This window comes from Rhodovulum adriaticum (assembly GCF_004345735.1).
Lineage (GTDB): Bacteria > Pseudomonadota > Alphaproteobacteria > Rhodobacterales > Rhodobacteraceae > Rhodovulum > Rhodovulum adriaticum.
On the sequence record NZ_SLXL01000009.1, the window covers coordinates 93,665 to 116,920 of the forward strand.

A 23,256-nucleotide genomic window follows, 5' to 3' on the forward strand; every position below is an offset into this window, starting at 1 on the left:
CCGGCGGGATTGCGAAGCCCTGCGCCCATGGGTCGCGCAGGTGGCTGAGGGCTTCGCCTGCCGGGGTGGGGCCCGCGCCCGCCTAGATCGCCGCCTTGCGGCTGGCCTCGATATAGATGTCGCGCAGGCGCCGTGCGACCGGGCCCGGGGTGCCATCGCCCAGGGAAACGCCGTCGATGGCGACAACCGCCGTGACAAAGGTCGAGGCCGAGGTGACAAAGGCCTCGTCCGCCTGCTTGGCCTCTTCGATGGTGAAGGGGCGTTCCTCCACCTCCATCTGGGCCTCGCTGGCGAATTTCAGGACCGCAGCGCGGGTGATGCCGTGCAGAATCTCGTTGCCCAGGTGGCGGGTGACGATCTTGCCGTCCTTGACGATATAGGCGTTGTTGCTGGTGCCCTCGGTGACAAAACCCTCGGCGACCATCCAGGCGTCATCGGCGCCGGCCTCTTTCGCCATCATCTTGCCCATCGAGGGGTAGAGCAGTTGCACCGTCTTGATGTCGCGCCGACCCCAACGGATATCGTCGATGGAAATCACGCTGATCCCCTTTTCGGCGGCGGGGCTGTCGATCAGCCCCTTGGCCTGGGTGAACAGGACCAGCGTGGGCGGCGTGTCGGGGCCGGGAAAGACGAAATCGCGGTCGGCGGGGGCCCCGCGGGTGATCTGCAGGTAGATCATCCCTTCGGACAGATCGTTGCGGGTCACCAGTTCGCGGTGGATGTCCAGCAATTCGTCCATGGTGACGGGGCTGGTCATGCCCAGCTCGCCCAGCGAGCGTTGCAGGCGCTGCGCGTGGCCGTGGAAATCGATCAGCTTGCCGTCCAGCACGCTGGTCACCTCGTAGACGCCATCGGCGAACAGAAAGCCACGGTCGAAGACCGAGACCTTCGCCTCTTCCTCGGGCAGGTAGGTCCCGTTCACATAGACTGTCCGGCTCATCGGCTTTCCTTTCGTTGCGGCGTTCAGCCCCACAGGAACGCCTCGGGCGGGTGCACGCCCTTGGCGTTGTAGCGCAGCGGGTGGGGCCGGTCTTCGGCCAACAGAAGCGGCGCGTCAAGGTCCGTCACCGCCGCCCCCTGCGCCACGACCACGGCAGGCGCCATCGCCAGGCTGGACCCGATCATGCAGCCCACCATGATACCGTAGCCTTCGGCCTTGGCCTGTTTCTTCAGGGCCAGTGCCTCGGTCAGGCCGCCGGTCTTGTCCAGCTTGATGTTGACCATGTCGTATTTGCCCTTCAGCGCGGGCAGCGAGGCGCGGTCATGGCAGGATTCATCGGCGCAGACGGGCAGGGGGCGCTCGATCTCGGCCAGCATGTCGTCGGCACCTGCGGGCAGGGGCTGTTCGACCATTTCTACCCCCAGCCGCACCAGGTGCGGGGCCAGGTCGGCGTAAACCTCGGCGGTCCAGCCCTCGTTCGCGTCCACGATCAGGCGGGCATCGGGGGCGCCCTGGCGCACGGCCTCCAGCCGGGGCATGTCCTCGGGCGTGCCCAGCTTGATCTTCAGCAGCGGGCGGTGAGCGTTTTTCGCGGCCGCCTCGCGCATCGCGTCGGGGGTGTCCAGCGACAGGGTATAGGCGGTGACCTGCGGTTTCGGCGTGGGCAGGCCCAGCAGTTGCCACACCCGCTTGTCCGCGCGTTTGGCGGCCAGGTCCCACAGTGCGCAATCCACGGCGTTGCGCGCCGCGCCCGGCGGCAGAAGATCCTGCAACGCGGCCCGGTCAAAGCGGTCGGGCAATCCCTCGATCTGGGCGGTCACGCTGTCCAGCGATTCGCCGTAGCGGGCATAGGGCACGCATTCGCCCCGCGCGATGGCGCCGTTGGCCTTGATGTGCGCGGTCAGCACCTCGGCGGCGGTGCGTGCGCCGCGCGAGATGGTGAAAGCCTGCGCCAGACGAAAGCTTTCGGGGATCACGGTCATATCCATGGGCGCACCCTACAATGCGGCCAGCGCATCCACCAGACGCCCGGCGCCCTGCCGGAACGGGTCCACCGCGGGCAGGCCCATGCGGTTCTCGATCTCGGCCAGGCAGGCCATCGCCTCATCCTCGCTCAGCGCGGCGGTGTTGACCGAGATGCCGACGACCTGCACGTCGGGGTTGGCCACGCGCGCCAGCGTCAGCGACAGGTCGCGCAGCGCCTCTAGGCTGGGCAACTGATAGTCAGGCAGGCCGCGCATATGCGGACGGGTCGGTTCGTGGCTGAGGATCAGCGCGTCAGGCTGGCCGCCATGGATCAGCGCCATCGTCACCCCCGAATAGGACACGTGGAACAGGCTGCCTTGCCCCTCGATCAGGTCCCAGTGGTCGGGGTCGTTGTCCGGGGTCAGCCATTCCACCGCACCGGCCATGAAATCGGCGACCACCGCGTCCAGCGGCACGCCGTCGCCAGTAATCAGGATGCCGGTCTGGCCCGTGGCGCGGAACGTCGCCTTCATCCCCCGCGCCTGCATCTCGCGGTCCATCGCGAGGGCGGTATACATCTTGCCCACCGAACAATCGGTGCCCACCGCCAGACAACGCTTGCCCGTGCGCCTCACCCCGTTGGCGATGGGATAGTCCACCTCGGGCACGCGCACATCATGCAGGGCGCGGCCGGTCGCCTCGGCTACCGCTACAAGGTCGGGTTCGTCGCGCAGCAGGTTGTGCAGGCCAGAGGCCAGGTCGAACCCTTCCTCCAGCGCGGTCACCAGCACCTTTTTCCACGCCTGGGAAATGACGCCGCCGCGGTTGGCCACGCCGATCACCAGGGTCTTTGCCCCTGCTGCCTTGGCCGCAGCCAGGTCCATGTCGGGCAGGCCAAGGTCGGCCTTGCACCCGTCCATGCGGAATTGGCCCACGGCATTGTCGGGCCGCCAGTCGCGGATGCCTTGGGCGACCTTGGCGGCCAGTTGGTCGGGCGCATCGCCCAGGAACAGCAGATAAGGTGTTTCGATCATCGCGGCGCTCCGTTTCGGCAGTCGGGCCAGAACGTAGCATCGGATCAGGGGATGTCATGCCGATTACGCCTGCGAAACCCTGAAATGACAGGAGGATATTCTGATAATCTTAGATTATGACGCATGAATATTCGAAATTTTATGCACGCACACAATTTATGCATCTTGCGGGGTGTTTCCGGCGATATCCGCGCGCGCTGCGCTGCGGCGAAATGGCTTGCGTGTGGGCGCGCAACATCCTACCAAACACAGCGACGCAAACGACACATCCTTACCAAGAGGCCTGACATGAGCTTCCGCATCCAGCCCACGCCCGTCGCCCGCCCCAACCGTTGCCAGCTGTTCGGCCCCGGTTCGCGCCCTGCGATCTTTGAAAAGATGGCCACCAGCGCGGCGGATGTCATCAACCTGGACCTGGAGGATTCGGTCGCCCCCGACGACAAGGCCGAGGCGCGCAAGAACGTGATCCAGGCGATCGGCGATATCGATTGGGGCAACAAGCATCTCAGCGTGCGGATCAACGGGCTGGACACGCCCTATTGGTATCAGGACGTGGTCGAGCTGCTGGAAAACGCGTCCGAGCGTCTGGACCAGATCATGATCCCCAAGGCCGGTTGCGCCGCTGACATCTACGCGGTCGATGCGCTGGTGACGGCGGTTGAGCGTGCCAAGGGCCGGACCAAGCAGATCGGGTTCGAGGTCATCATCGAATCGGCCGCCGGTATCGCCCATGTCGAGGAGATCGCCGCCGCCAGCCCCCGGATGCAGGCGATGAGCCTGGGCGCCGCGGATTTCGCGGCCTCCATGGGGATGGCGACCACCGGCATCGGCGGGACGCAGGAAAACTATTACATGCACCGCGAGGGCGAAAAATACTGGTCCGACCCGTGGCACTGGGCGCAGGCCGCCATCGTCGCCGCCTGCCGCACCCATGGCGTGCTGCCCGTGGACGGGCCGTTCGGCGATTTCTCGGACGATGAGGGCTTCCGCGCGCAGGCCCGCCGGTCGGCCACGCTGGGCATGGTCGGCAAATGGGCCATCCACCCGAAACAAGTTGCGCTGGCCAACGAGGTCTTTACCCCCTCGGACGAGGCCGTGGCCGAGGCCAAGGAGATCCTGGCCGCGATGGAAAAGGCCAAGGCCGAGGGCGCGGGCGCGACCGTCTACAAGGGGCGCTTGGTCGATATCGCCTCGATCAAGCAGGCCGAGGTGATCGTGAAACAGGCCGAGATGATCGCCAAGATCTGATGCGCCGAAACGCCGGTGTTTCGAAACGGGGCCCGCGTGGCCCCGTTTTCCGTTTCCGGGGCGAATTCCGGGCCGTTTTTCGTGACCCGACTGGGCGCGTGCAATCCCGTTCCTTTCACGCGTGTCCCCCTATGCGCCGGACTGCGCATCGCTATTCTTGCGCGCAACACGCGACAAGAATGCGCGCAACACGCGACAAGAAAGGGCATGACATGAGCGACACCGGCAGCATCAGAAACACCCAGGGCCGCGGGCGCCTGTTCGACAGCGTTCTGGACACGATCGGGGATACGCCCGCGATCCGGGTCAACAATATCGGCCCCGATCACGTCACGATGTACGTCAAGGCCGAGGCGTTCAATCCCGGCGCCTCGGTCAAGGACCGGCTGGCGATCAACATCATCGAGGCCGCGGAACGCGACGGTCGGCTGAAACCCGGGCAAACGGTGGTTGAGGCCACATCCGGCAATACAGGCATCGGCCTGGCCATGGTCTGCGCGCAAAAGGGCTATCCGCTGGTCATCACCATGTCCGAGGCCTTCTCGGTTGAGCGGCGCAAGCTGATGCGCATGCTGGGCGCCAAGGTGGTGCTGACGCCCAAGGCCGACAAGGCGATGGGCATGTACCGCAAGGCGCAGGAACTGGCGCAGGCGAACGGCTGGTTCCTGGCCCATCAGTTCGAAACTGCGGACAACGCAGATATTCACGCCGCCACTACAGCGCGCGAGATTCTGGCCGATTTCGACGGGCAGCGGCTGGACTATTTCGTGTCGGGCTATGGGACCGGGGGCACGGTAACGGGCGTGGCCCGCGTGCTGCGCGCCGCGCGCCCGGACACGCGGATCGTGCTCAGCGAACCTGCCGACGCCCAACTGATTGCCAGCGGGCGGGATCAGCAACGCAATGCAGACGGCGAGGCGGATGAAAGCCACCCGGCCTTTGCCCCGCATCCGATCCAGGGGTGGACCCCCGATTTCATCCCGCTGGTGCTGCAGGAAACCATCGACCAGGGGTTCTATGACGAATTGCTGCCGGTCTCTGGCGCGGATGGGGTGAAATGGGCGCGCGATCTGGCCGCGAAAGAGGGCATCCTGACTGGCATCTCGGGCGGGGCCAGCTTTGCCGTGGCCGTGCAGGTGGCCGAACGCGCCGCACCGGGATCGGTGATCCTGGCCATGTTGCCCGACACCGGCGAACGCTACCTGTCCACGCCCCTGTTCGATGGCGTGACCGAGGAGATGGACGACGAAGAGCGCGCGATTTCCGCCTCTACCCCTGGGTTCCGTGTCAGCTGAGCGGTCGTGAAACCGCAGGGCCGCGCCATCGCGCGGCCTTGCGTCCCGTGGCCGTCCTGTTGCAAATGCCGTCTGGCGCCGTCATATACGCGCCGATGAAAGCGGGAGCCTGGGCATGAACTACCTCGAATTCGAAAAGCCGCTGGCCGAGATCGAAGGCAAGGCCGAGGAGCTGCGCGCACTGGCACGCGCCAACGAGGAAATGGATGTCGAGCAAGAGGCCGCGGCGCTGGACCGCAAGGCGGCCGACATGCTGTCGGAACTGTACAAGGGGCTGACGCCCTGGCGGAAATGCCAGGTGGCCCGCCACCCCGACCGGCCCCACTGCAAGGATTATATCGAGGCGTTGTTCACCGATTACACGCCCCTGGCCGGTGATCGGAACTTTGCCGAGGATAACGCCGTGATGGGCGGCCTGGCCCGGTTCGAGGATCAGCCGGTTGTGGTGATCGGCCACGAAAAGGGGTTTGATACCAAAACCCGGCTGGAACGCAATTTCGGCATGGCCCGCCCCGAAGGCTATCGCAAGGCGGTGCGCCTGATGGACATGGCAGACCGTTTCAACCTGCCGGTCATCAGCCTGGTCGACACCCCCGGCGCCTATCCCGGCAAGGGGGCCGAGGAACGCGGCCAGTCCGAGGCGATCGCGCGTTCCACCGAGAAATGCCTGCAGATCGGCGTGCCGCTGGTCAGCGTCATCATCGGCGAGGGCGGATCGGGCGGCGCGGTGGCCTTTGCCACGGCCAACCGTTTGGCGATGCTGGAACATTCCGTCTATTCGGTGATCTCGCCCGAGGGCTGCGCCTCGATCCTGTGGAAGGACGCCGAGAAGATGCGCGAGGCCGCCGAGGCGCTGCGCCTGACCGCGCAGGACTTGTTCAAGCTGGGCGTGATCGACCGCATCATTCCCGAACCGCTGGGCGGGGCGCAGCGCGGGCGCGAGGACACGATCCATGCGGTCGGCCGCAACCTGACCGTAATGCTGCGCGAGATGCGCGGGATGGACCGTGCCGCGCTGATCGCCGACCGCCGCACCAAGTTTCTGGAGATGGGCGCCAAGGGGTTGGCCGCCTAACGGCGCGGAACGGTTTTCCGCAGCGCCGCCTTTGCGCTTGCCATCCCGGGAAAAAGTTCCATCCTTGGCGTGTCGCCAAGGAGGGTGACCCATGATCGACAAGTCCCGCCCTGTCACGTTGGATGCGCTGGATCGGCGTATCCTGGCCGCGCTGCAAGAGGACTCCAGCCAGTCGCTGGACGAAATCGCGCGGCAGGTGAATTCCTCCAAGACGCCGGTATGGAACCGCATCCGCAAACTGCGCGAGGCTGGCGTGATCCGGCGCCAGACCGTGATCCTGGACCCTGACGCGCTGGGGCTGGGAACATGCTTCTTCGTGCTGGTGCGCACGTCCGAGCATGAGGCCGAGTGGCAGCAACGCTTCCTGGCCGCCTTGCGCGACCGGCCCGAAGTGCTGGAGGCCCACCGCCTGGCCGGCGAGATCGACTATATCCTGAAGGTCCGCGTGCCGGATGCGAAAGGGTATGACGCGTTCTACCAGGCGCTGATCAAGGATGTGCGCATTTTCGACGTGACCGCGCTGTTGTCGATGGAAGAGATCAAGGAAACGACGGCGTTGCCGGTGTGAGGGGCGTTGCGCAGGGCCTGGCCATCTGGCGCGGCTTGCTGGCTTGCGGCCTGTAGGGTGGGTGTCAACCCACCGGCCCCCGACATCCACCCACATGGGTGGGTTGGCACCCACCCTACGACACCGCCGCGCCCCCCACCCCCCCCAAAAAAAACGCGCCGCTTTTCAGCGGCGCGTTCGGTGTTCGTGACGCTCTTGCAGTCCGGCCTCAGCCGATCGCCGCTTCCTTCACGTCGTCGTCGATGAAGGGCAGGTACTGGGCAAAATTCTCGGCGAACATGCCGACCAGCTTGGTGGCCTGCGCGTCATAGGCCTCGGCGTCGGCCCAGGTGCGGCGCGGGTCCAGCAGAACCTCGGGCACGCCCTCGACGGCCAGCGGCACCTCGAAGCCGAAATTGGGATCCTTGCGGAATTCGGCATCGTTCAGCGAGCCATCCAGCGCCGCGGTCAGCAGGGTGCGGGTGGCCTTGATCGGCATGCGAGAGCCGGTGCCGAAGGCGCCGCCGGTCCAGCCGGTGTTGACCAGCCAGCAGGTCGCGCCGTGCTTGGCGATCTTTTCGCGCAGCAGGTTGCCGTAGACCTCGGGGCGGCGCGGCATGAACGGCGCGCCGAAGCAGGTGGAGAAGGTCGGCTGCGGTTCGGTCACGCCCTTTTCGGTCCCGGCCACCTTGGCGGTGAAGCCCGACAGGAAGTGATACATCGCCTGCGCGGGCGTCAGCCGTGCGATGGGGGGCAGCACGCCAAAGGCGTCGCAGGTCAGCATGATGATGTTCTTGGGGTGCCCGCCCATCGCCGTGTCCGAGGCGTTGGAGATGTAGTGCAGCGGGTAGGCGCAGCGCATGTTCGCCGTCAGCGAGTCATTCTCGAAATCCAGGTCGTAGGTCTGTTCGTCGTAGACCATGTTTTCGACCACGGTGCCGAACTTGCCCGTTGTGGCATAGATTTCGGGTTCGGCCTCGGCGGACAGGTTGATCGTCTTGGCGTAGCAGCCACCCTCGAAGTTGAAGGTGCCGGTATCCGACCAGCCGTGTTCGTCGTCGCCGATCAGCGTGCGGGCGGGATCGGCCGACAGCGTCGTCTTGCCGGTGCCCGACAGGCCGAAGAAGACCGCCGTGTCCACCGGGTTGCCCGGCGCGTGGTTGGCCGAACAGTGCATCGGCATGATGCCCTTTGCCGGCAGGATGTAGTTCATCAGGGTAAAGACCGATTTCTTGATCTCACCCGCGTATTCTGTGTCGCCGATCAGGATCAGCTTCTTGTCGAAGTTCATCGCGACCACGGTCTTGGTGCGGCAGCCATGGCGTTCGGGGGCGGCCTTGAACGAGGGGCAGTTGATGACGGTGAAGCCGGGAACATAGCTGTCCAGTTCCGCCGGGTCGGGGCGGCGCAGCAGGTGGCGCGAGAACAGGCCGTGCCAGGCCATTTCGGTGATGACGCGCACGTCCAGGCGGTTGGCCGGGTCGGCACCGACATACAGATCCTCGACGAAGACTTCGCCGCCCTTGAGGTGTTCCATCATGTCGGCGTGCAGCTGGTCGAACGCCTCGGGCGTCATCGGGCGGTTGTTTTCCCACCAGATCGTATCTTCGACATCGGGGGTGCGCACGACGTGCTTGTCCTTGGGGGACCGGCCGGTGTGTTCGCCCGTGGTCACCAGGAAGGTGCCGCCCTGGCCCAGATGCCCCTCGCCCCGGGTGATCGCCGCTTCGATCAGGGCCGGTTCGATCAGGTTGTAATGGACCTTGTCCAGGCCCGTGATGCCCTGATCCTCAAGTCGCTGGTTGGGGTTCACCCGTCCGGTTTCCATGGTCGCGCGCTCCTTGCTGCCGCTGAACAGATGCCCTGCGCTATAGCATGACAACTTGATGACACAACCGGCGATCCCGGTCGTTAGCGCAATCATCGTAACGTTTTCGCTAACGTTAGCGCAATCATCCTGCGCGACGATCTGCGCGCGGGGATGTGATGTAAATTAGCAATGTCTCAGGAATTTCCCTATGGACTGGACCGCGTCACCGCGTCGATTCGCAGTTTGACGTTGATTCGCGCCGTCAAAAAAGGAAGAATGGTGCAAAAAATAAGGCCATTGAGCAGGACAAGGATCTCCCCATGTCAAGGATCGCGCTTGTCGATGACGACAGGAATATTCTGACCTCTGTTTCCATGACGCTGGAGGCGGAAGGATTCGAGGTGGAAACCTACAATGACGGCCAGTCGGCGCTGGAAGCGTTCAACCGGCGCCTGCCGGATATGGCCGTGCTGGACATCAAGATGCCTCGGATGGATGGCATGGACCTGTTGCAGCGCGTGCGGCAGAAAACCAACATGCCGGTCATCTTCCTGACTTCCAAGGACGATGAGATCGACGAGGTTCTGGGCCTGCGGATGGGCGCCGACGATTACGTCAAGAAACCCTTTTCGCAGCGTCTGCTTGTGGAACGCATCCGCGCCCTGCTGCGCCGGCAAGAGGCCATCGCCTCGGATGACGGACCGGCCCCCGAGGAAAGCAAGATCATCGAGCGCGGCAGCCTGACGATGGACCCGCTGCGCCACGCCGTTGTCTGGCGGGGCAAGGATGTCTCGCTGACCGTGACAGAGTTCCTGCTGCTGCAGGCGCTGGCCCAACGGCCCGGTTTCGTGAAAAGCCGCGATCAGCTGATGGACGTGGCTTATGACGATCAGGTCTATGTCGACGACCGGACCATCGACAGCCACATCAAGCGCCTGCGCAAGAAGATGCGCCAGGCGGACCCCGAATTCTCGGCCATCGAAACGCTTTACGGAATCGGGTACCGCTACAACGAAGAGTAGCGCCCGCATGGGAGGGCGCGCGGTGCGCGACACGCGGCGAAGTGACAGAGGCGATATCGTCCTCGGCGAGGATTGGGTCGGCACCGGCGAAGGGCTGGATGCCGAAATCCGCGTGCGCCGGGAAAAGCGTGGCCTTTTCACGCTGAATCGCTCGCCCCTGGCGCGCAAGATCATCATTTTCAACCTGATCGCGCAGATCGTGCTGATCTCGGGGGTGCTGTATCTGAACCCGGCGCGTGATAGCTTGCTCAGCCAGCGGGCCAACGGGCTGGTTTCCGAGGCCGAGCTTGTCGCCGATGTCTTTGAGGCGCAGCTGCCCGATGGGCTGCCGGTTGCGCTGGCCGCCGGGGACGGGCTGCAGGCCGATGCGATCGCGGCCACCCTGGACCTGGGGCCGGGGGTGGATCTGGTGGTGTTCGACCCGGCGGGGCAGGTTGTCGCCCGTGCCCAGGGGGCGCCGCGCGCGTTGCTGGTCGGCCGTGCGGCCGAGATCGGGCAGCGGGCAACGCCGATCACCGATTTCCTGAACGCGGTCTGGGGCAGCCTGGCGCGCCTGGCCGGTGGCGTTGCCGATCCGGCCGTTTCCGGATCTATCGATGATCGCCTGCGCGCACAGGCCGCTGCGACGCTGGCGGGCGGGCCGACCGTGCGCACCGGGATCGGCCCCGAGGGCAACACCGCCTTTACCGTGACCACGCCGATCCTGCAGGGGCAGCGTGTCGTCGGTGTGGTGGCGCTGGCCACGGCCAGTGGCGAAATCGACCGCCTGGTGCGGATCGAGCGTGAACAGGTCTTGCAGATTTTCGTCATCGCGATCCTAGTGTCGGTCGGTCTCAGCCTTGTGCTGGCCTCGACCATCGCCAACCCGCTGTCGGATCTGGCCGCCGCCGCCGAGATCGGGCGCGACCGCAACGCCCGCAAGATGAGTCCCGCGCGCGTGCGCATCCCCGACCTGACCGCCCGCCCGGACGAAATCGGCCGCTTGTCCGGCGCGCTGCGCGGCATGGTCGCGGCGCTGTACGACCGGATCGACGCGAACGAACAATTCGCTGCGGATGTGGCCCATGAAATCAAGAACCCGCTGGCCAGCCTGCGATCCGCGACCGGCACCCTGCGCATGACCCGGCGTGACGACCAGCGGGCCAAGCTGCTGGACGTGATCGAGCATGACGTCCGCCGCCTGGACCGGCTGGTCAGCGACATCTCGAACGCCTCGCGGCTGGACAGCGAACTGGTCAAGGAAGAGGAAGAGGTCTTTGATCTGGTGCACCTGCTGGGCAACCTGACGGATCACCTGGGCAACGAGGCGCGCGAAAGCGGGGTCGATTTCATCTCGGACCTGCCCCCGATGCCCATCGTGATCCACGGGCTGGAGGCCCGGCTGGCGCAGGTCTTCGTCAACCTCATCACCAATGCGATTTCCTTTTGTGCCGAGGGCGACGCCGTGCGCGTCTGGGCGCGGACCCGTGACAACCGCGTGCTGGTCGTGGTCGAGGATACCGGCCCCGGCATTCCGGAACAGGCCCTGACCAAGATCTTCAAGCGTTTCTATTCCGAACGCCCGCCGGGGCAGTTCGGCAATCACTCGGGCCTGGGGCTGGCGATTTCCAAGCAGATCGTAGAGGCCCATGGCGGCGTCATCTGGGCCGAGAACATCCGCCCGACCGAGGCCGATATCACATCTGAACCGCTGGGCGCCCGCTTCGTCGTGGGTCTGCCGCTTTAGGTTCGCAGGAACGGAGGAGCAGGCTGGATGGACCCACAAACGATCCATGCCAGTTGCGTCGCCGTAAAGGGCCGCGGCATCCTGATCCTGGGCGCCTCTGGCAGCGGCAAGTCCGGGCTTGCCCTGCAGTTGATGGCCCTGGGGGCAAGCCTGGTCGCCGATGACCGCACCGTGCTGGCGGCAGAGGCCGACGGGCTGATCGCCAGCGCGCCCGCCCCCCTGGCCGGGCGGATCGAGGCGCGTTTCGTTGGTATTCTGCGCGCCCCGCGCGTGCCCCGTGCCCGCGTGGTGCTGGCCGTGGACATGGACCGGGCCGAGGATCAGCGCCTGCCGCCACGTCGAGAGGCAAGTTTTCTTGATTGTTCCGTGCCCTTGCTTCACAGGGTCGATCAGCCATATTTCCCCGCAGCACTGCTGCACCACCTGATCTTTGGCCGAAGCGACTGATGCCCTCTGCTGCCCAGACTGCGCCTGCTGCCCCCGTCAACCGGGTCATCCTGGTAACCGGGGCGTCCGGTGCCGGCCGCTCGACCGCGCTTAACGTGCTGGAGGATCTGGGGTTCGAGGCGATCGACAACCTGCCGCTTTCCCTTGTTCCGCGCCTGCTGGACGGGCCGTCGCCTGCGCCGCCCCTGGCCCTGGGGGTGGATGCCCGTACCCGCGACTTTTCCGCCCATGCGCTGGCCGAACTGATCCGGCGCATATCGGCCGACCCGGAAACCGAGGCGGATATCGTCTACCTGGATTGCCGGCCCGATGTCCTGTTGCGGCGCTTTTCCGAAACGCGGCGCCGCCATCCGATGGCCCCGGCCGAAAGCCCGGAAACCGGCATTGCGCGCGAACTGGACATCCTGGGCCCGATCCGTGCGCTGGCCACGATCCTGGTCGACACCTCTGACCTGACGATCCACCAGTTCCGCGCCAAGATGACAACCCGCTTTGCCCCTGGCGGCACGGCGCCGCTGGCGGTGTCGCTCAACTCTTTCTCCTACAAGCGGGGGATGCCGCTGGGGCTGGACATGGCGTTCGACTGCCGGTTCCTGCGCAATCCCTACTGGCAAGAGGATTTGCGCGCGCTGGACGGGCGCGACGGGCCGGTGGTCGCCCATATCGCCGAAGATCCGCGTTTTACAGGTTTCGTGGAGCGGCTGGGCGCGCTGGTCAACTTTGCCCTGCCCGCGCATCGTGACGAGGGGCGCAGCCATATCTCGATCGGGTTCGGCTGCACCGGGGGGCAACACCGTTCCGTCGCCGTGGCCGAAGCCATGGCCAAGACCCTTGCAGAGGCCGGTTGGCAGGTGTCTATAAGGCACCGTGAACTGGAACGGCGGACGCAAGGCGCGCCCGCGCTGGCATCGGGGACGGGGGCGTGATCGGTATCGTGATCGTCGCACATGGGGGCTTGGCCCGCGAATACCTGGCGGCGGTCGAACATGTGGTCGGCCACCAGCCCGGCATCCGTGCAATCTCGATCGGTCCCGATGACGACCGCGCCGCCAAGCAAAGCGAAATCTGCGAGGCCGCCGACGCCGTGGACCAGGGCGGCGGTGTGGTCGTGGTCACCGACATGTTCGGCGGCTCGCCCTCCAACCTGTCGATCCGGGCCTGTGTGCCCTCTGACCGGCGGATCCTTTACGGTGCCAACCTGCCGATGCTGATCAAGCTGGCCAAATCCCGCCGCCAGAGCCTGGCCGAGGCAACGGCCAACGCCCTGGCCGCGGGGCGGAAATATATCGACAGCTACGATGCCGGGGCGCTATAGGACCGGGTCATGAGTGATACACAGATCCGTCATTTGGAAATCGTGAACGAAAAAGGGCTTCATGCGCGCGCCTCGGCCAAGTTCGTCGAATGCGTCGAGGCCCATGACGCGCGCGCCGAGGTGCGCCGCGACGGCGAGCATGCGCCGGGCGACTCGATCATGGGGCTGTTGATGCTGGCCGCTTCGAAGGGCACCACCATCGAGGTCGAGACATCGGGCCCAGAGGCGGCGAAACTGGCGGATGCGTTGGAACACCTGGTCGCCAACCGCTTCGGCGAAAAGATGTAACGGGTCCGTCCCGGGGAGACGGCAATCTTGGTCGACAGTAGCGAAATTCAACCCGCGCTGATGCAACGCGCGCCCGGCCTTGTGGGGCAGGGCGACGGCTCGCGCATCTCGGAAACCGGGTACGATCAGCGGCGCCTGTCCTATGCGCACACCTTTTCGAACCCGGTGCAGGTGCGCACCATCCAGACGATGGAATGGCTGACCGGCAAGCTGCACCTGCTGCGCCTGATCCGCCGGTTCGAGGCAATGGGCGTGCCCGACGGGCAGGGATTCTGGAGCCAGGCCCTGGGGGTCATGGGGATCGACCTGCAGACCCCGGCCGAACAGATCGCCCGCATCCCCCGAACCGGGCCGCTGGTGATCGTGGCGAACCACCCCCATGGCCTGATCGATGGCATGGTCCTGGCCGAGCTGATCGGCCGGGTGCGCACGGATTACAAGATCCTGACCCGCTCGCTGCTGACCGGCGTGGGCGAGATCGAGGATTTCATGATCCCCGTGCCGTTTCCCCATGACGCGGATGCGCTGGAACGTAACCTGGACATGCGTCGCCAGGCGATGGCCCACTTGGCCGATGGGGGCGTGATCGCGCTGTTCCCCTCGGGCGTGGTGGCGGCGTCGGACACGATGTTCGGCCCGGTGCGCGAACGCGACTGGAACCCCTTCACGGCGAAGCTGATCCAGCGGTCCGGCGCCGAAGTGGTGCCGATCCGCTTTCCCGGTGCCAATTCGCGCTGGTACCAGGTGGCCAACCGGCTGTCGCCGACCCTGCGCCAGGGGCTGCTGCTGTATGAGGTGCGCCACGCGCTGAACCGGCCCCAGGCCCCCATCGTGGGCGAGCGTATCCCCCGCTATGTGATCGAAAGCTGGTCCAGCAACCCGCGCGGCTTCGTCGGTTGGCTGCGGGATCTGACGTTGGCGCTGCGTTAGACGGCATTCCAATTGCGCGCCTGGCGGCGCATGCCTTTTGCGCCCTTCGGGCGGATTTGGGTATTTCTGCCAAGAAGAAGCGGAAGCGGTTCCGGCCTCTTGTCGTCAGGCGAGGGGGGGCGCTGACGCCCTGGGGTCAGCGCGTGGGGACCGGCGTATCGCCGCGGTAGTCGTAGAACCCGCGGCTGGTCTTGCGTCCCAGCCATCCAGCCTCGACATATTTCGTCAAGAGTGGGCAGGGGCGGTATTTTGTGTCGGCCAGCCCGTCATGCAGCACGTTCATGATCGCAAGGCAGGTGTCCAGCCCGATGAAATCGGCCAGTTCCAGCGGCCCCATCGGGTGGTTGGCGCCCAGTTTCATCGATTCGTCGATGGAGCGGACGTTTCCCACGCCCTCGTACAGGGTATAGACCGCCTCGTTGATCATCGGCATCAGGATGCGGTTCACGATGAAGGCGGGGAAATCCTCGGCCGAGGCGGCGGTCTTGCCCAGGGATTCGACCACGCCCAGCATGGTCTTGTAGGTGGCCTCGTCCGTGGCGATGCCGCGGATCAGTTCCACAAGCTGCATCACCGGCACCGGGTTCATGAAGTGCAGGCCCATGAATTTTTCCGGGCGGTCGGTGCGGCTGGCCAGCCGGGTGATCGAGATCGACGAGGTGTTCGAGGTCAGGATCGTTTCCGGGCGCAGATGGGGCTGAAGGTCTTCGAAGATCGCGGTCTTGACGGTTTCGCGTTCCGTCGCGGCCTCGATGATCAGGTCCAGCGGACCCAGGTCGGTCAGGGTCGTCGTGGTGTCGATCCGCCCCATGGCGGCGGTCTTGTCCTCTTGGGAAATCTTCTCGCGCGTCACCTGGCGGTCCAGATTACGCTCGATCACCGCGATTGCCTTGGACAGGGCATCGGGCGAGATGTCGTTAAGGAGGACCTGATACCCGGCCAATGCAAAGACATGGGCGATGCCATTGCCCATCTGGCCTGCGCCGATCACCCCGACAGTCCGGATTTCCATGCAGATTCCCCCGCGCTGTTGGCGCGACCTTACGGCCCGGCAGCCGCCCGGCGCAAGGGGCAAGGGATTGCTAAAATGCGCGTCTTAGCAGGTTGGAAACCCCTGCGTCCCACCCTCGGGGACGGGTGAGTCGAAATTGCGAGTGGGATGATGACCTTTGCCAAGGCGGGCGATGGCGCCCTGAACTATTACCCGTGCCGCTATGGGCGGTCACGGCTGGTCTTTCGCGGGCCGAAACGGACCCCCGAGCCGCCCTTTTGTGCGGTGATCGGGGGCAGCGAAACCTATGGAAAATTCGTGGAAACGCCGTTTCCGGACCTGCTGGAGGCACGCACCGGGATGATGACGTTGAACCTGGGCTGCCTGAATGCCGGGGTGGATGCGTTCCTGGGGGATCCGGCCGCGCTGGAGCTGGTCGCCCGCGCCCGGGTGCGTGTGGTGCAGGCCATGGGGGCGCAGAACATGTCCAACCGCTTCTATGTCGTGCATCCGCGCCGCAACGACAGGTTTCTGCGGGCCTCGGGGATGCTGAAGGCGTTGTATCCGGGGGTGGATTTTACCGCATTCGCGTTTACCGGGCACATGCTGGACCTGCTGCGCCGAAGCGCGCCCGATCTGTTCCCCGTCGTCGTGACCGAGTTGCAAATGGCCTGGCAGGCGCGGATGCGCACGCTGGCGGAACGGTTGGACGGCCCCAAGGTGTTGCTGGTCGTGCGCGGCGCGGTGGACCAGGACAATGTGCTGGGATCGGCGCCGGTGTTCGTCACCGACGCGATGGAGGCGGCGGTGGCCCCGGCCTTTGACCGGGTTGTTCGGGTGCGGGTTCCCCCAGGGGCGCGCGGGACGCAGGGCATGGTTTTTTCCGAGCTGGAGGGGCCGGCCGCGGCGGCCATGCCGGGGCCGGCCGTGCACGAAGAGATCGCCGCCGCCCTGGCCCCGGTGGTGGTGGACCTGGCCGGGAATGTCGGTTAACGCAAAAGGGCCCGCCGGTTGGCGGGCCCCTCTGATACCGTCGATGACCGGTGCGGTCAGAGCTTGTCGGTCAGTTCCGGCACCGCGTCGAAGAGGTCGGCGACCAGCCCGTAATCGGCCACCTGAAAGATCGGGGCCTCTTCGTCCTTGTTGATGGCGACGATGACCTTGCTGTCCTTCATGCCCGCCAGGTGCTGGATCGCGCCGGAGATGCCCACGGCGATATACAGCTCGGGCGCGACGACCTTGCCGGTCTGGCCCACCTGCCAGTCGTTCGGGGCAAAGCCCGAATCGACCGCCGCGCGCGAGGCGCCGACCGCGGCGCCCAGCTTGTCGGCCAGTTTCTCGATCATGGCGAAGTCTTCTTCGGAGCCTACGCCGCGTCCGCCGGACACGATCACCTCGGCCGAGGTCAGCTCGGGGCGGTCGCTTTCGGCGGCGGTGTCCTCGACCCATTCGGACAGGGCGGGGTTGCCGGCGGCGGCCACGTCCTCGACCGGGGCGGTATCGCCTTGGCCAGCGGCGTCGAAGGTCGAGGTGCGGATGGTCATCACCTTCTTCGCGTCAGAGGATTTGACCGTCTGGATCGCGTTGCCCGCGTAGATCGGGCGGTCGAACGTGTCGGCATCGACCACGCCCACCAGATCGGAAATCACCATGACATCCAGCAGCGCGGCGACGCGCGGCATGATGTTCTTGGCGTCCGTGGTGGCGGGGGCGGCGATGTGGTCGTAATCGCCGGCCAGCGACACGATCAGGTCCGCGGTCGGTTCGGCCAGGCGATGGCCATAAATCGCATCCTCGGCGACCAGCACCTTGGTCACGCCGTCGATCTTGGCGGCGGCGTCGCCCGCGGCCTTGGCCGAACTGCCAACGCACAGCGCGGTGACATCGCCCAGACCCTTGACGGCCGTCACGGCCTTGGCGGTGGCGTCGAGTTGCAGTTCACCATTGGTGACTTCGGCAAGCAGCAGAACAGCCATCTTACAGCACCCCCGCTTCGTCCTTGAGTTTCGCGATCAGCTCGTCGACCGAGCCCACCTTGACGCCCGCCTGACGCTCGCGCGGTTCGGCGGTCTTCAGCACGGTCAGCCGCGGGGCGGTGTCCACGCCGAAATCGGCGGCGGTCTTTTCCTCCAGCGGCTTTTTCTTGGCCTTCATGATGTTGGGCAGCGAGGCATAGCGCGGTTCGTTCAGGCGCAGGTCCACGGTGACGATGGCGGGCATCTTGACCTTGATCGTCTGCAGGCCGCCGTCCACCTCGCGGGTGACCACGGCGCTGTCGCCGTCGATATCCAGCTTGGAGGCAAATGTACCCTGCGACCAGCCCAGCAGGGCTGCCAGCATCTGGCCGGTGGCGTTCATGTCGTTGTCGATCGCCTGCTTGCCGGCCAGAACCAGACCGGGCTGTTCGGCATCGATCACGGCCTTGAGGATTTTGGCGACGGCCAGCGGCTCGATATCGTCGTGGATATCCTCTGCGGCGACGACCAGGATCGCGCGGTCCGCGCCCATGGCCAGCGCCGTGCGCAGGGTTTCCTGCGCCTGTTTCACGCCGATCGACACGGCGACGATTTCATCGGCCTTTCCGGCCTCTTTCAGGCGGATCGCTTCTTCCACCGCGATTTCGTCGAAGGGGTTCATCGACATCTTGACGTTGGCGAGATCGACGCCCGTGCCGTCCGCCTTGACGCGGACTTTCACGTTGTAGTCGATCACGCGCTTCACAGGTACAAGAACCTTCATCGGCGTGTCTCCTCAGGCTAGCGCGCCCCGGCGGGGCCGGGGCAGGTCAGTCGTTTGAGACGTGTTAGCGACTCTCGAAACGGGACAACAGACCAAAATCGACGCGACAGGATATTTCGACGCCGCGTTTCGGCGCTTTTCGATTGTTGCGGGCGGTTCAGGCCCCCGCCTGCCACAGCCTGTCGGCCTGTCCGTTGTCGTTTGCCACGCGCGCCGCGACAAAGAACCAGTCGGACAGCCGGTTCAGATACGCCTGCACGGCGGGGTTCACGGATTCCTCTGCGGCCAGCTTGGCGGTCAGCCGTTCGGCCCGGCGCACCAGGGTCCGGCAGACATGCAGATGCGCGGCCAGCGCCGTGCCCCCGGGCAGGACAAAGCTGGTCAGCGGCGGCAGCCCCGCGTTCATCGTGTCGATTTCGGTTTCCAGATGCGTGACCATATCCGTGCCGATCCGCAGGGGGGTGTCGTCGTCGCCGATATGCTTGTGCAGGTCGGCGCCCAGGCCGATCAGGTCGTTCTGGATGGTGGCCAGCCGTTCGGCCATTTCACCGCTCGCGTGCAGACGGGCCATGCCGACGGCGGCGTTCACCTCGTCCACGGCGCCATAGGCGCGGATGCGCGGGTTGTCCTTGCGCACGCGGCTGCCATCGCCCAACGCGGTTTCGCCCTGGTCGCCGCTGCGGGTATAAATGGTCTGCTCGGTCATGGTCGGGCCTTTCCTGTGGTGCCGTTTTCTGCACCCAACCTAGCAGCCGCGGCGCCAAAGGCGAGGGGTCAACCCTTGGCGATGATCCAGTCCAGCGCGGCGGTGGGCAGAACGCGCCGCAACCCGTCCATCAGGTAGGTCGGCGTGGTCACGTAATAGCGCGCGCGGGGGCGCGGCGATTCCAGCGCATGGGCCAGTTTCGCGCTGACCGCCGCGGGGGGCAGTTCGAAACGGTCCGGGCCGTCGCGATCCTCGTACAGGCGTTTCAGCAGGCTGTTGCGGTATTGGTCCGCCCGGGCGCTGTTGCGCCAATCTACCCAGCGGGTGAAATGCGGGATCGAATTGACCCGGATGCGCGAGGTGATCGGCCCCGGCTCGATCAGGATGACCTGGATCGGCGTGTCCCGCATTTCCAGCCGCAGGGTATCGGTCAGCCCCTCCAGCGCGAATTTCGTGGACACATAGGCGCCGCGCCATTTCATCGGCACGAATCCCAGCACCGAGGAACAGTTGACGATCCGCCCATGCCCCTGCGCCCGCATCACCGGGATCACGCGGGCGGTCAGGTCGTGCACGCCAAAGAGGTTGGTCTCGAAAATCTCGCGCAGGGCGCCGCGTGGCAAATCCTCGACCGCGCCGGGGCAGGCGAAGGCGCCGTTGTTGTACAGCGCATCCAGCGTACCGCCGGTGCGCGACAGCGCCTCGTCCAGCGCGGCGGCGATGCTGTCCTCATCGGCATAGTCGAGCGGGAAGCTTTCCAGCCCCTCACCCCGCAGCCTTTCGCAATCGCGCGCCTTGCGGCAGGTGGCAAGGACACGCCAGCCCCGTTTCGTCAGCGCATGGGCCGCGTCATACCCGATGCCGGACGAGCATCCGGTGATGAGAACCGATTTTTGCGCCATGTGCCTGCCCGATGCCTCTGGACCCCAATCTGCCCGCGCTTTACACAAAATCCATGACGGACGCCACCGACGACCCCAAGATGCACGCCCCCCTGGCCGAACCGCTGCGCCGCGCGATCGGCGAGCGCTATCTGACCTATGCGCTGTCCACCATCATGGACCGGGCGCTGCCCGATGCGCGCGACGGGCTGAAGCCGGTGCACCGGCGTATCCTGTTTGCGATGCGTGAATTGCGGCTGTCGCCTACCGGGGGGTTCCGCAAATCGGCCAAGATTTCCGGCGACGTGATGGGCAACTATCACCCCCACGGGGATGCCGCGATCTATGACGCGATGGCCCGCCTGGCGCAGGATTTCAACGTCCGCTACCCGCTGGTGGACGGGCAGGGCAATTTCGGCAACATCGACGGCGACAACCCGGCCGCCAGCCGCTACACCGAGGCCCGCCTGACCCCGGCGTCCGAGGCGCTGATGGAGGGGCTGTCGGAAAACGCCGTCGATTTCCGCCCCAATTACGACGGCACTTTGGAAGAGCCTGTCGTCCTGCCTGCGGCCTTTCCGAACCTGCTGGCAAACGGCGCCAGCGGCATCGCGGTCGGCATGGCCACCAACATCCCGCCGCACAACATCGACGAGCTGGTGCGCGCCTGCCTGCATATGATCGAGGCGCCCGATTGCCGGGATGATACGCTGCTGAATTTCATCGAGGGGCCGGATTTCCCCACCGGCGGCGTGATCGTCGAGCCCAGGGAAAGCATGGCCCAGACCTACCGCACCGGCCGCGGCGCGTTCCGCCTGCGCGCCAAGTGGGAGGTCGAGGATCTGGGCCGCGGTCAATGGCAGATCGTCGTTACCGAAATTCCCTATCAGGTGCAGAAGTCCAAGCTGATCGAGCGGATCGCGGACCTGATCCAGACCAAGAAGATCCCGATCCTGGCCGATATCCGGGACGAAAGCGCCGACGACGTGCGGATGGTGCTGGAACCCCGCTCGCGCAATGTGGACCCGGATGTGCTGATGGGCACGCTGTTCCGCAATTCCGACCTTGAGGTGCGGTTCAGCCTGAACATGAACGTGCTGATCGACGGGCGCACGCCCAAGGTGTGCAGCCTGAAAGAGGTCTTGCGCGCCTTCCTGGATCACCGGCGCGCGGTGCTGATCCGCCGCAGCCAGCACCGGATGGACAAGATCGACCACCGGCTGGAGGTGCTGGAGGGTCTGTTGATCGCCTTCCTCAACCTCGACCGGGTGATCGACATCATCCGCTACGACGATGAACCCAAGGCTGCCCTGATGGCCGAGGACTGGGGCCGCGACCATGTCCGCGCCACCTCGGAACGCGATTATGTCTCGCCCCTGCCGGGCGATGGCGCGGGCCAACTGACCGAGGTGCAGGCCGAAGCGATCCTGAACATGCGCCTGCGCTCTCTGCGCCGGCTGGAGGAAATGGAACTGACCGCCGAGCGCGACCGCCTGATGGCGGAACGCGCGGCGCTGGTCGACCTGCTGGCCCACGAGGATGTGCAATGGGCCACCATCGCGGGCGAATTGAAACAGGTGCGCCAGGATTTCGGCCGCAACGCCCCGGGCGGCGCCCGCCGCACCCGTTTCGCCGAGGCGAAAGAGGCCGAAGAGGTGCCCCTGGAGGCCATGATAGAGCGCGAGCCGGTCACCGTGGTCTGTTCGCAGATGGGCTGGATCCGCGCCATGAAGGGCCATGTCGAGGACACCGCCAAGCTGAAATACAAGGATGGCGATGCGGGCCGCTTCGTCATTCACGCCGAAACCACCGACCGGCTGTTGCTGGTGGGGGCGAACGGGCGCGTCTACACCCTGTCGGTCGCACAACTGCCCGGCGGGCGCGGCATGGGCGAACCCGTCCGGCTGAACGTGGATCTGCCCAACGAGTGCGAGATCGTGACGCTACTGATCCACCGTGCGGGGCAGAAGCTGCTGGTAGCCTCCAGCGCCGGGGACGGGTTCGTGGTCGCCGCCGACGAGGTGCTGGCCCAGACCCGCGCGGGCAAACAGGTTCTGAACGTCAAGGGTGACACCGTCGCCCGGGTCTGCAAGCCGGTTTCGGGCGATCACGTCGCCTGCGTCGGCGAGAACCGCAAGGTGCTGGTCTTTGCCCTGGACGAACTGCCCGAAATGACCCGCGGCAAGGGCGTGCGCCTGCAGAAATACAAGGATGGCGGGCTGTCGGACGCCACCACCTTTGCCCTGGCCGAGGGGCTGAGCTGGCTGGACCCAGCGGGCCGCACCCGGACCGAAACCGACCTGGCGGAATGGCTGGGCAAACGCGCGGGCACGGGCCGCATGGCCCCGCGCGGCTTCCCCCGCGACAACCGTTTCACCTGACCGCGCCGTTGCGCCGGGGCGGTGGCTGGGCTATCCCGGGCCCTGCGTCAGCCAGAGGGGGATCCATGCCCATTTCGCGTACCTTTACCCGTGCCGCGGCCCTGTGTGCCGGTCTGGCGCTGCTCGCCGGATGTGCGCCGGGCGCCGCAGACCTGAATGACCCGCCCGAGCCGCTGGGCGATTTCCGGCTGGGCTATGCCATCGTGGTGGACAAGAACGCCAAGATGGTTCCCCCCAGCCGCGAGGCCGAGCCCGGCGAGTGGGAGGCCGCGCTGAAAAAGGCGCTGGAGGATCGCTTCGCCCGCTATGAGGGGGATCAACTCTACCATATCGCGGTCAACGTGGATGGCTATGCCCTGGCCGTGCCCGGCGTGCCCGTGGTTCTGTCGCCGAAATCCATTCTGATCGTGTCGGCCAATGTCTGGGACGACGCGGCCGGCAAGAAGCTGCACGAAGAGGCCGAGCAATTGTCGGTTTTCGAGGAGTTCAGCGGCGATACCGTGGTCGGTTCCGGCCTGACCCGCACCCGTGAGGAACAGATCCAGAGCCTGGCCGAGAACATGGCCAAGCGGATCGAACGCTGGCTGGTCTCGAACCGGGAAGAGTGGTTCGCTTACGATCCCGCGACACAGCCCGCCCCCGAACCGGCCCCGGCCACGGAACCCGCCCCAGAGGAAGCCCCCGAACCGGCCGAAGCGGCGGGCGATCAGCCCTCCCCGGCCGCACCAACTGACGCTTGATTTCTTGCCCCGCGCGGCTTAGAGAGCGCGCGATGTTGAATCGGGCCCCGTCAGGCCCCCTAATCAATGAGGCGCCCGGACATGGCGAAGGAAAAGTTTGAACGTACGAAACCGCACGTGAACATCGGCACGATCGGTCACGTTGACCACGGCAAGACGACGCTGACGGCGGCGA

At 65.8% G+C, this 23,256-nt stretch carries 24 protein-coding genes; 15 read left to right on the forward strand and 9 right to left on the reverse strand.

Annotated elements, in window-relative coordinates; genetic code table 11:
• Window positions 1-82: 82 nt before the first annotated feature.
• The 3 genes from EV656_RS12085 to dgcN are packed head-to-tail and all read right to left on the reverse strand — an operon-like array spanning window position 83 to window position 2,940.
• Window positions 83-940 (reverse strand): D-amino-acid transaminase, encoded by an 858-nt coding sequence (locus tag EV656_RS12085; protein WP_132604368.1) that lies wholly within the window; start codon window positions 938-940, stop codon window positions 83-85.
• A 23-nt stretch (window positions 941-963) separates the two neighbouring features.
• Complete coding sequence (gene dgcA / locus EV656_RS12090; protein ID WP_132604371.1) at window positions 964-1,929, reverse strand: N-acetyl-D-Glu racemase DgcA; 966 nt, start codon at window positions 1,927-1,929, stop codon at window positions 964-966.
• A gap of 9 nt (window positions 1,930-1,938) precedes the next feature.
• The gene (gene dgcN / locus EV656_RS12095) at window positions 1,939-2,940 is read right to left on the reverse strand and encodes an N-acetyltransferase DgcN (RefSeq protein WP_132604374.1); all 1,002 of its coding nucleotides are present in this window, start codon (window positions 2,938-2,940) and stop codon (window positions 1,939-1,941) included.
• Between the two features lie 288 nt (window positions 2,941-3,228).
• Between dgcN and EV656_RS12100 the strand changes: the two genes are divergently transcribed.
• The 4 genes from EV656_RS12100 (at window position 3,229) to EV656_RS12115 (ending at window position 7,126) form a co-directional block, all read left to right on the forward strand.
• Complete coding sequence (locus tag EV656_RS12100; protein WP_132604377.1) at window positions 3,229-4,188, forward strand: L-malyl-CoA/beta-methylmalyl-CoA lyase; 960 nt, start codon at window positions 3,229-3,231, stop codon at window positions 4,186-4,188.
• A 212-nt stretch (window positions 4,189-4,400) separates the two neighbouring features.
• Window positions 4,401-5,483, forward strand: coding sequence for a cysteine synthase A (gene cysK / locus EV656_RS12105; protein ID WP_132604380.1), 1,083 nt, complete (start codon window positions 4,401-4,403; stop codon window positions 5,481-5,483).
• 115 nt (window positions 5,484-5,598) lie between these two features.
• Entirely contained in the window at window positions 5,599-6,558 is a 960-nt protein-coding gene (locus tag EV656_RS12110) for an acetyl-CoA carboxylase carboxyltransferase subunit alpha (protein WP_132604383.1), read from the forward strand.
• A 91-nt stretch (window positions 6,559-6,649) separates the two neighbouring features.
• A complete protein-coding gene (locus EV656_RS12115) occupies window positions 6,650-7,126 on the forward strand; it encodes an Lrp/AsnC family transcriptional regulator (RefSeq protein WP_132604386.1) in 477 nt (158 codons plus the stop codon).
• Window positions 7,127-7,334: 208 nt separating this feature from the next.
• Here the strand turns inward: EV656_RS12115 and EV656_RS12120 are convergent, their stop codons facing one another.
• Entirely contained in the window at window positions 7,335-8,933 is a 1,599-nt protein-coding gene (locus EV656_RS12120; RefSeq protein WP_132604389.1) for a phosphoenolpyruvate carboxykinase, read from the reverse strand.
• Window positions 8,934-9,235: 302 nt separating this feature from the next.
• Between EV656_RS12120 and EV656_RS12125 the strand changes: the two genes are divergently transcribed.
• From EV656_RS12125 to EV656_RS12155, 7 genes are read left to right on the forward strand one after another with little or no spacing between them, the layout of a single operon-like run.
• Window positions 9,236-9,937 carry a response regulator transcription factor gene (locus tag EV656_RS12125; protein ID WP_132604392.1) on the forward strand — a complete coding sequence of 234 codons (702 nt, stop codon included), beginning with the start codon at window positions 9,236-9,238 and terminating at the stop codon, window positions 9,935-9,937.
• A gap of 7 nt (window positions 9,938-9,944) precedes the next feature.
• Window positions 9,945-11,663, forward strand: coding sequence for a sensor histidine kinase (locus EV656_RS12130; RefSeq protein WP_132604395.1), 1,719 nt, complete (start codon window positions 9,945-9,947; stop codon window positions 11,661-11,663).
• Window positions 11,664-11,690: 27 nt separating this feature from the next.
• Window positions 11,691-12,110 (forward strand): HPr kinase/phosphorylase, encoded by a 420-nt coding sequence (locus tag EV656_RS12135; protein WP_132604398.1) that lies wholly within the window; start codon window positions 11,691-11,693, stop codon window positions 12,108-12,110.
• Window positions 12,110-13,036: an RNase adapter RapZ gene (gene rapZ / locus EV656_RS12140; RefSeq protein ID WP_132604401.1), complete on the forward strand. Its 927-nt coding sequence runs from the start codon at window positions 12,110-12,112 to the stop codon at window positions 13,034-13,036. The genes EV656_RS12135 and rapZ overlap by 1 nt, the downstream gene beginning before the upstream one ends.
• Complete coding sequence (locus tag EV656_RS12145) at window positions 13,033-13,425, forward strand: PTS sugar transporter subunit IIA (protein ID WP_132604404.1); 393 nt, start codon at window positions 13,033-13,035, stop codon at window positions 13,423-13,425. Before rapZ ends, EV656_RS12145 begins: the two co-directional genes overlap by 4 nt.
• 9 nt (window positions 13,426-13,434) lie before the next feature.
• Window positions 13,435-13,713 (forward strand): HPr family phosphocarrier protein, encoded by a 279-nt coding sequence (locus EV656_RS12150; protein ID WP_132604406.1) that lies wholly within the window; start codon window positions 13,435-13,437, stop codon window positions 13,711-13,713.
• A 60-nt stretch (window positions 13,714-13,773) separates the two neighbouring features.
• Entirely contained in the window at window positions 13,774-14,643 is an 870-nt protein-coding gene (locus EV656_RS12155) for a lysophospholipid acyltransferase family protein (protein WP_132604409.1), read from the forward strand.
• A 136-nt stretch (window positions 14,644-14,779) separates the two neighbouring features.
• On the opposite strand, the gene EV656_RS12160 is transcribed toward EV656_RS12155, so the two are convergent.
• Window positions 14,780-15,655: a 3-hydroxybutyryl-CoA dehydrogenase gene (locus EV656_RS12160; protein ID WP_132604412.1), complete on the reverse strand. Its 876-nt coding sequence runs from the start codon at window positions 15,653-15,655 to the stop codon at window positions 14,780-14,782.
• Between the two features lie 147 nt (window positions 15,656-15,802).
• On the opposite strand from EV656_RS12160, the gene EV656_RS12165 reads away from it, so the two are divergent.
• On the forward strand, window positions 15,803-16,627 hold the full coding sequence (locus EV656_RS12165; RefSeq protein WP_306666792.1) for a DUF6473 family protein: 825 nt from the start codon (window positions 15,803-15,805) through the stop codon (window positions 16,625-16,627).
• Between the two features lie 56 nt (window positions 16,628-16,683).
• Here EV656_RS12165 and EV656_RS12170 read toward each other — a convergent pair whose 3' ends face one another.
• The 4 genes from EV656_RS12170 to EV656_RS12185 all read right to left on the reverse strand — a co-directional run bounded on the left by EV656_RS12170 (window position 16,684) and on the right by EV656_RS12185 (window position 19,981).
• Entirely contained in the window at window positions 16,684-17,610 is a 927-nt protein-coding gene (locus EV656_RS12170; protein WP_132604419.1) for an electron transfer flavoprotein subunit alpha/FixB family protein, read from the reverse strand.
• A gap of 1 nt (window position 17,611) precedes the next feature.
• Complete coding sequence (locus EV656_RS12175) at window positions 17,612-18,373, reverse strand: electron transfer flavoprotein subunit beta/FixA family protein (RefSeq protein WP_132604422.1); 762 nt, start codon at window positions 18,371-18,373, stop codon at window positions 17,612-17,614.
• Window positions 18,374-18,530: 157 nt separating this feature from the next.
• Window positions 18,531-19,079, reverse strand: a complete 549-nt coding sequence (locus EV656_RS12180; RefSeq protein WP_132604425.1) for a cob(I)yrinic acid a,c-diamide adenosyltransferase — start codon at window positions 19,077-19,079, stop codon at window positions 18,531-18,533.
• 68 nt (window positions 19,080-19,147) lie between these two features.
• The gene (locus EV656_RS12185) at window positions 19,148-19,981 is read right to left on the reverse strand and encodes an SDR family NAD(P)-dependent oxidoreductase (protein WP_132604428.1); all 834 of its coding nucleotides are present in this window, start codon (window positions 19,979-19,981) and stop codon (window positions 19,148-19,150) included.
• A 53-nt stretch (window positions 19,982-20,034) separates the two neighbouring features.
• On the opposite strand from EV656_RS12185, the gene EV656_RS12190 reads away from it, so the two are divergent.
• The 3 genes from EV656_RS12190 to EV656_RS12200 form a co-directional block, all read left to right on the forward strand.
• Window positions 20,035-22,341, forward strand: coding sequence for a DNA topoisomerase IV subunit A (locus EV656_RS12190; RefSeq protein WP_132604431.1), 2,307 nt, complete (start codon window positions 20,035-20,037; stop codon window positions 22,339-22,341).
• A gap of 65 nt (window positions 22,342-22,406) precedes the next feature.
• Complete coding sequence (locus EV656_RS12195) at window positions 22,407-23,081, forward strand: hypothetical protein (protein WP_132604433.1); 675 nt, start codon at window positions 22,407-22,409, stop codon at window positions 23,079-23,081.
• 81 nt (window positions 23,082-23,162) lie between these two features.
• A partial coding sequence (locus EV656_RS12200; protein WP_018294844.1) for a GTP-binding protein occupies window positions 23,163-23,256 on the forward strand: 94 nt, incomplete at its 3' end.

What these genes read in the sequence shown, in the direction of transcription:
- EV656_RS12085 (WP_132604368.1), bottom strand. Translation starts at nt 940, where the DNA reads ATGAGCCGGACAGTCTATGTGAACGGGACCTACCTGCCCGAGGAAGAG.
- dgcA (WP_132604371.1), bottom strand. Translation starts at nt 1,929, where the DNA reads ATGGATATGACCGTGATCCCCGAAAGCTTTCGTCTGGCGCAGGCTTTC.
- dgcN (WP_132604374.1), bottom strand. Translation starts at nt 2,940, where the DNA reads ATGATCGAAACACCTTATCTGCTGTTCCTGGGCGATGCGCCCGACCAA.
- EV656_RS12100 (WP_132604377.1), top strand. Translation starts at nt 3,229, where the DNA reads ATGAGCTTCCGCATCCAGCCCACGCCCGTCGCCCGCCCCAACCGTTGC.
- cysK (WP_132604380.1), top strand. Translation starts at nt 4,401, where the DNA reads ATGAGCGACACCGGCAGCATCAGAAACACCCAGGGCCGCGGGCGCCTG.
- EV656_RS12110 (WP_132604383.1), top strand. Translation starts at nt 5,599, where the DNA reads ATGAACTACCTCGAATTCGAAAAGCCGCTGGCCGAGATCGAAGGCAAG.
- EV656_RS12115 (WP_132604386.1), top strand. Translation starts at nt 6,650, where the DNA reads ATGATCGACAAGTCCCGCCCTGTCACGTTGGATGCGCTGGATCGGCGT.
- EV656_RS12120 (WP_132604389.1), bottom strand. Translation starts at nt 8,933, where the DNA reads ATGGAAACCGGACGGGTGAACCCCAACCAGCGACTTGAGGATCAGGGC.
- EV656_RS12125 (WP_132604392.1), top strand. Translation starts at nt 9,236, where the DNA reads ATGTCAAGGATCGCGCTTGTCGATGACGACAGGAATATTCTGACCTCT.
- EV656_RS12130 (WP_132604395.1), top strand. Translation starts at nt 9,945, where the DNA reads ATGGGAGGGCGCGCGGTGCGCGACACGCGGCGAAGTGACAGAGGCGAT.
- EV656_RS12135 (WP_132604398.1), top strand. Translation starts at nt 11,691, where the DNA reads ATGGACCCACAAACGATCCATGCCAGTTGCGTCGCCGTAAAGGGCCGC.
- rapZ (WP_132604401.1), top strand. Translation starts at nt 12,110, where the DNA reads ATGCCCTCTGCTGCCCAGACTGCGCCTGCTGCCCCCGTCAACCGGGTC.
- EV656_RS12150 (WP_132604406.1), top strand. Translation starts at nt 13,435, where the DNA reads ATGAGTGATACACAGATCCGTCATTTGGAAATCGTGAACGAAAAAGGG.
- EV656_RS12155 (WP_132604409.1), top strand. Translation starts at nt 13,774, where the DNA reads ATGCAACGCGCGCCCGGCCTTGTGGGGCAGGGCGACGGCTCGCGCATC.
- EV656_RS12160 (WP_132604412.1), bottom strand. Translation starts at nt 15,655, where the DNA reads ATGGAAATCCGGACTGTCGGGGTGATCGGCGCAGGCCAGATGGGCAAT.
- EV656_RS12165 (WP_306666792.1), top strand. Translation starts at nt 15,803, where the DNA reads ATGATGACCTTTGCCAAGGCGGGCGATGGCGCCCTGAACTATTACCCG.
- EV656_RS12170 (WP_132604419.1), bottom strand. Translation starts at nt 17,610, where the DNA reads ATGGCTGTTCTGCTGCTTGCCGAAGTCACCAATGGTGAACTGCAACTC.
- EV656_RS12175 (WP_132604422.1), bottom strand. Translation starts at nt 18,373, where the DNA reads ATGAAGGTTCTTGTACCTGTGAAGCGCGTGATCGACTACAACGTGAAA.
- EV656_RS12180 (WP_132604425.1), bottom strand. Translation starts at nt 19,079, where the DNA reads ATGACCGAGCAGACCATTTATACCCGCAGCGGCGACCAGGGCGAAACC.
- EV656_RS12185 (WP_132604428.1), bottom strand. Translation starts at nt 19,981, where the DNA reads ATGGCGCAAAAATCGGTTCTCATCACCGGATGCTCGTCCGGCATCGGG.
- EV656_RS12190 (WP_132604431.1), top strand. Translation starts at nt 20,035, where the DNA reads ATGACGGACGCCACCGACGACCCCAAGATGCACGCCCCCCTGGCCGAA.
- EV656_RS12195 (WP_132604433.1), top strand. Translation starts at nt 22,407, where the DNA reads ATGCCCATTTCGCGTACCTTTACCCGTGCCGCGGCCCTGTGTGCCGGT.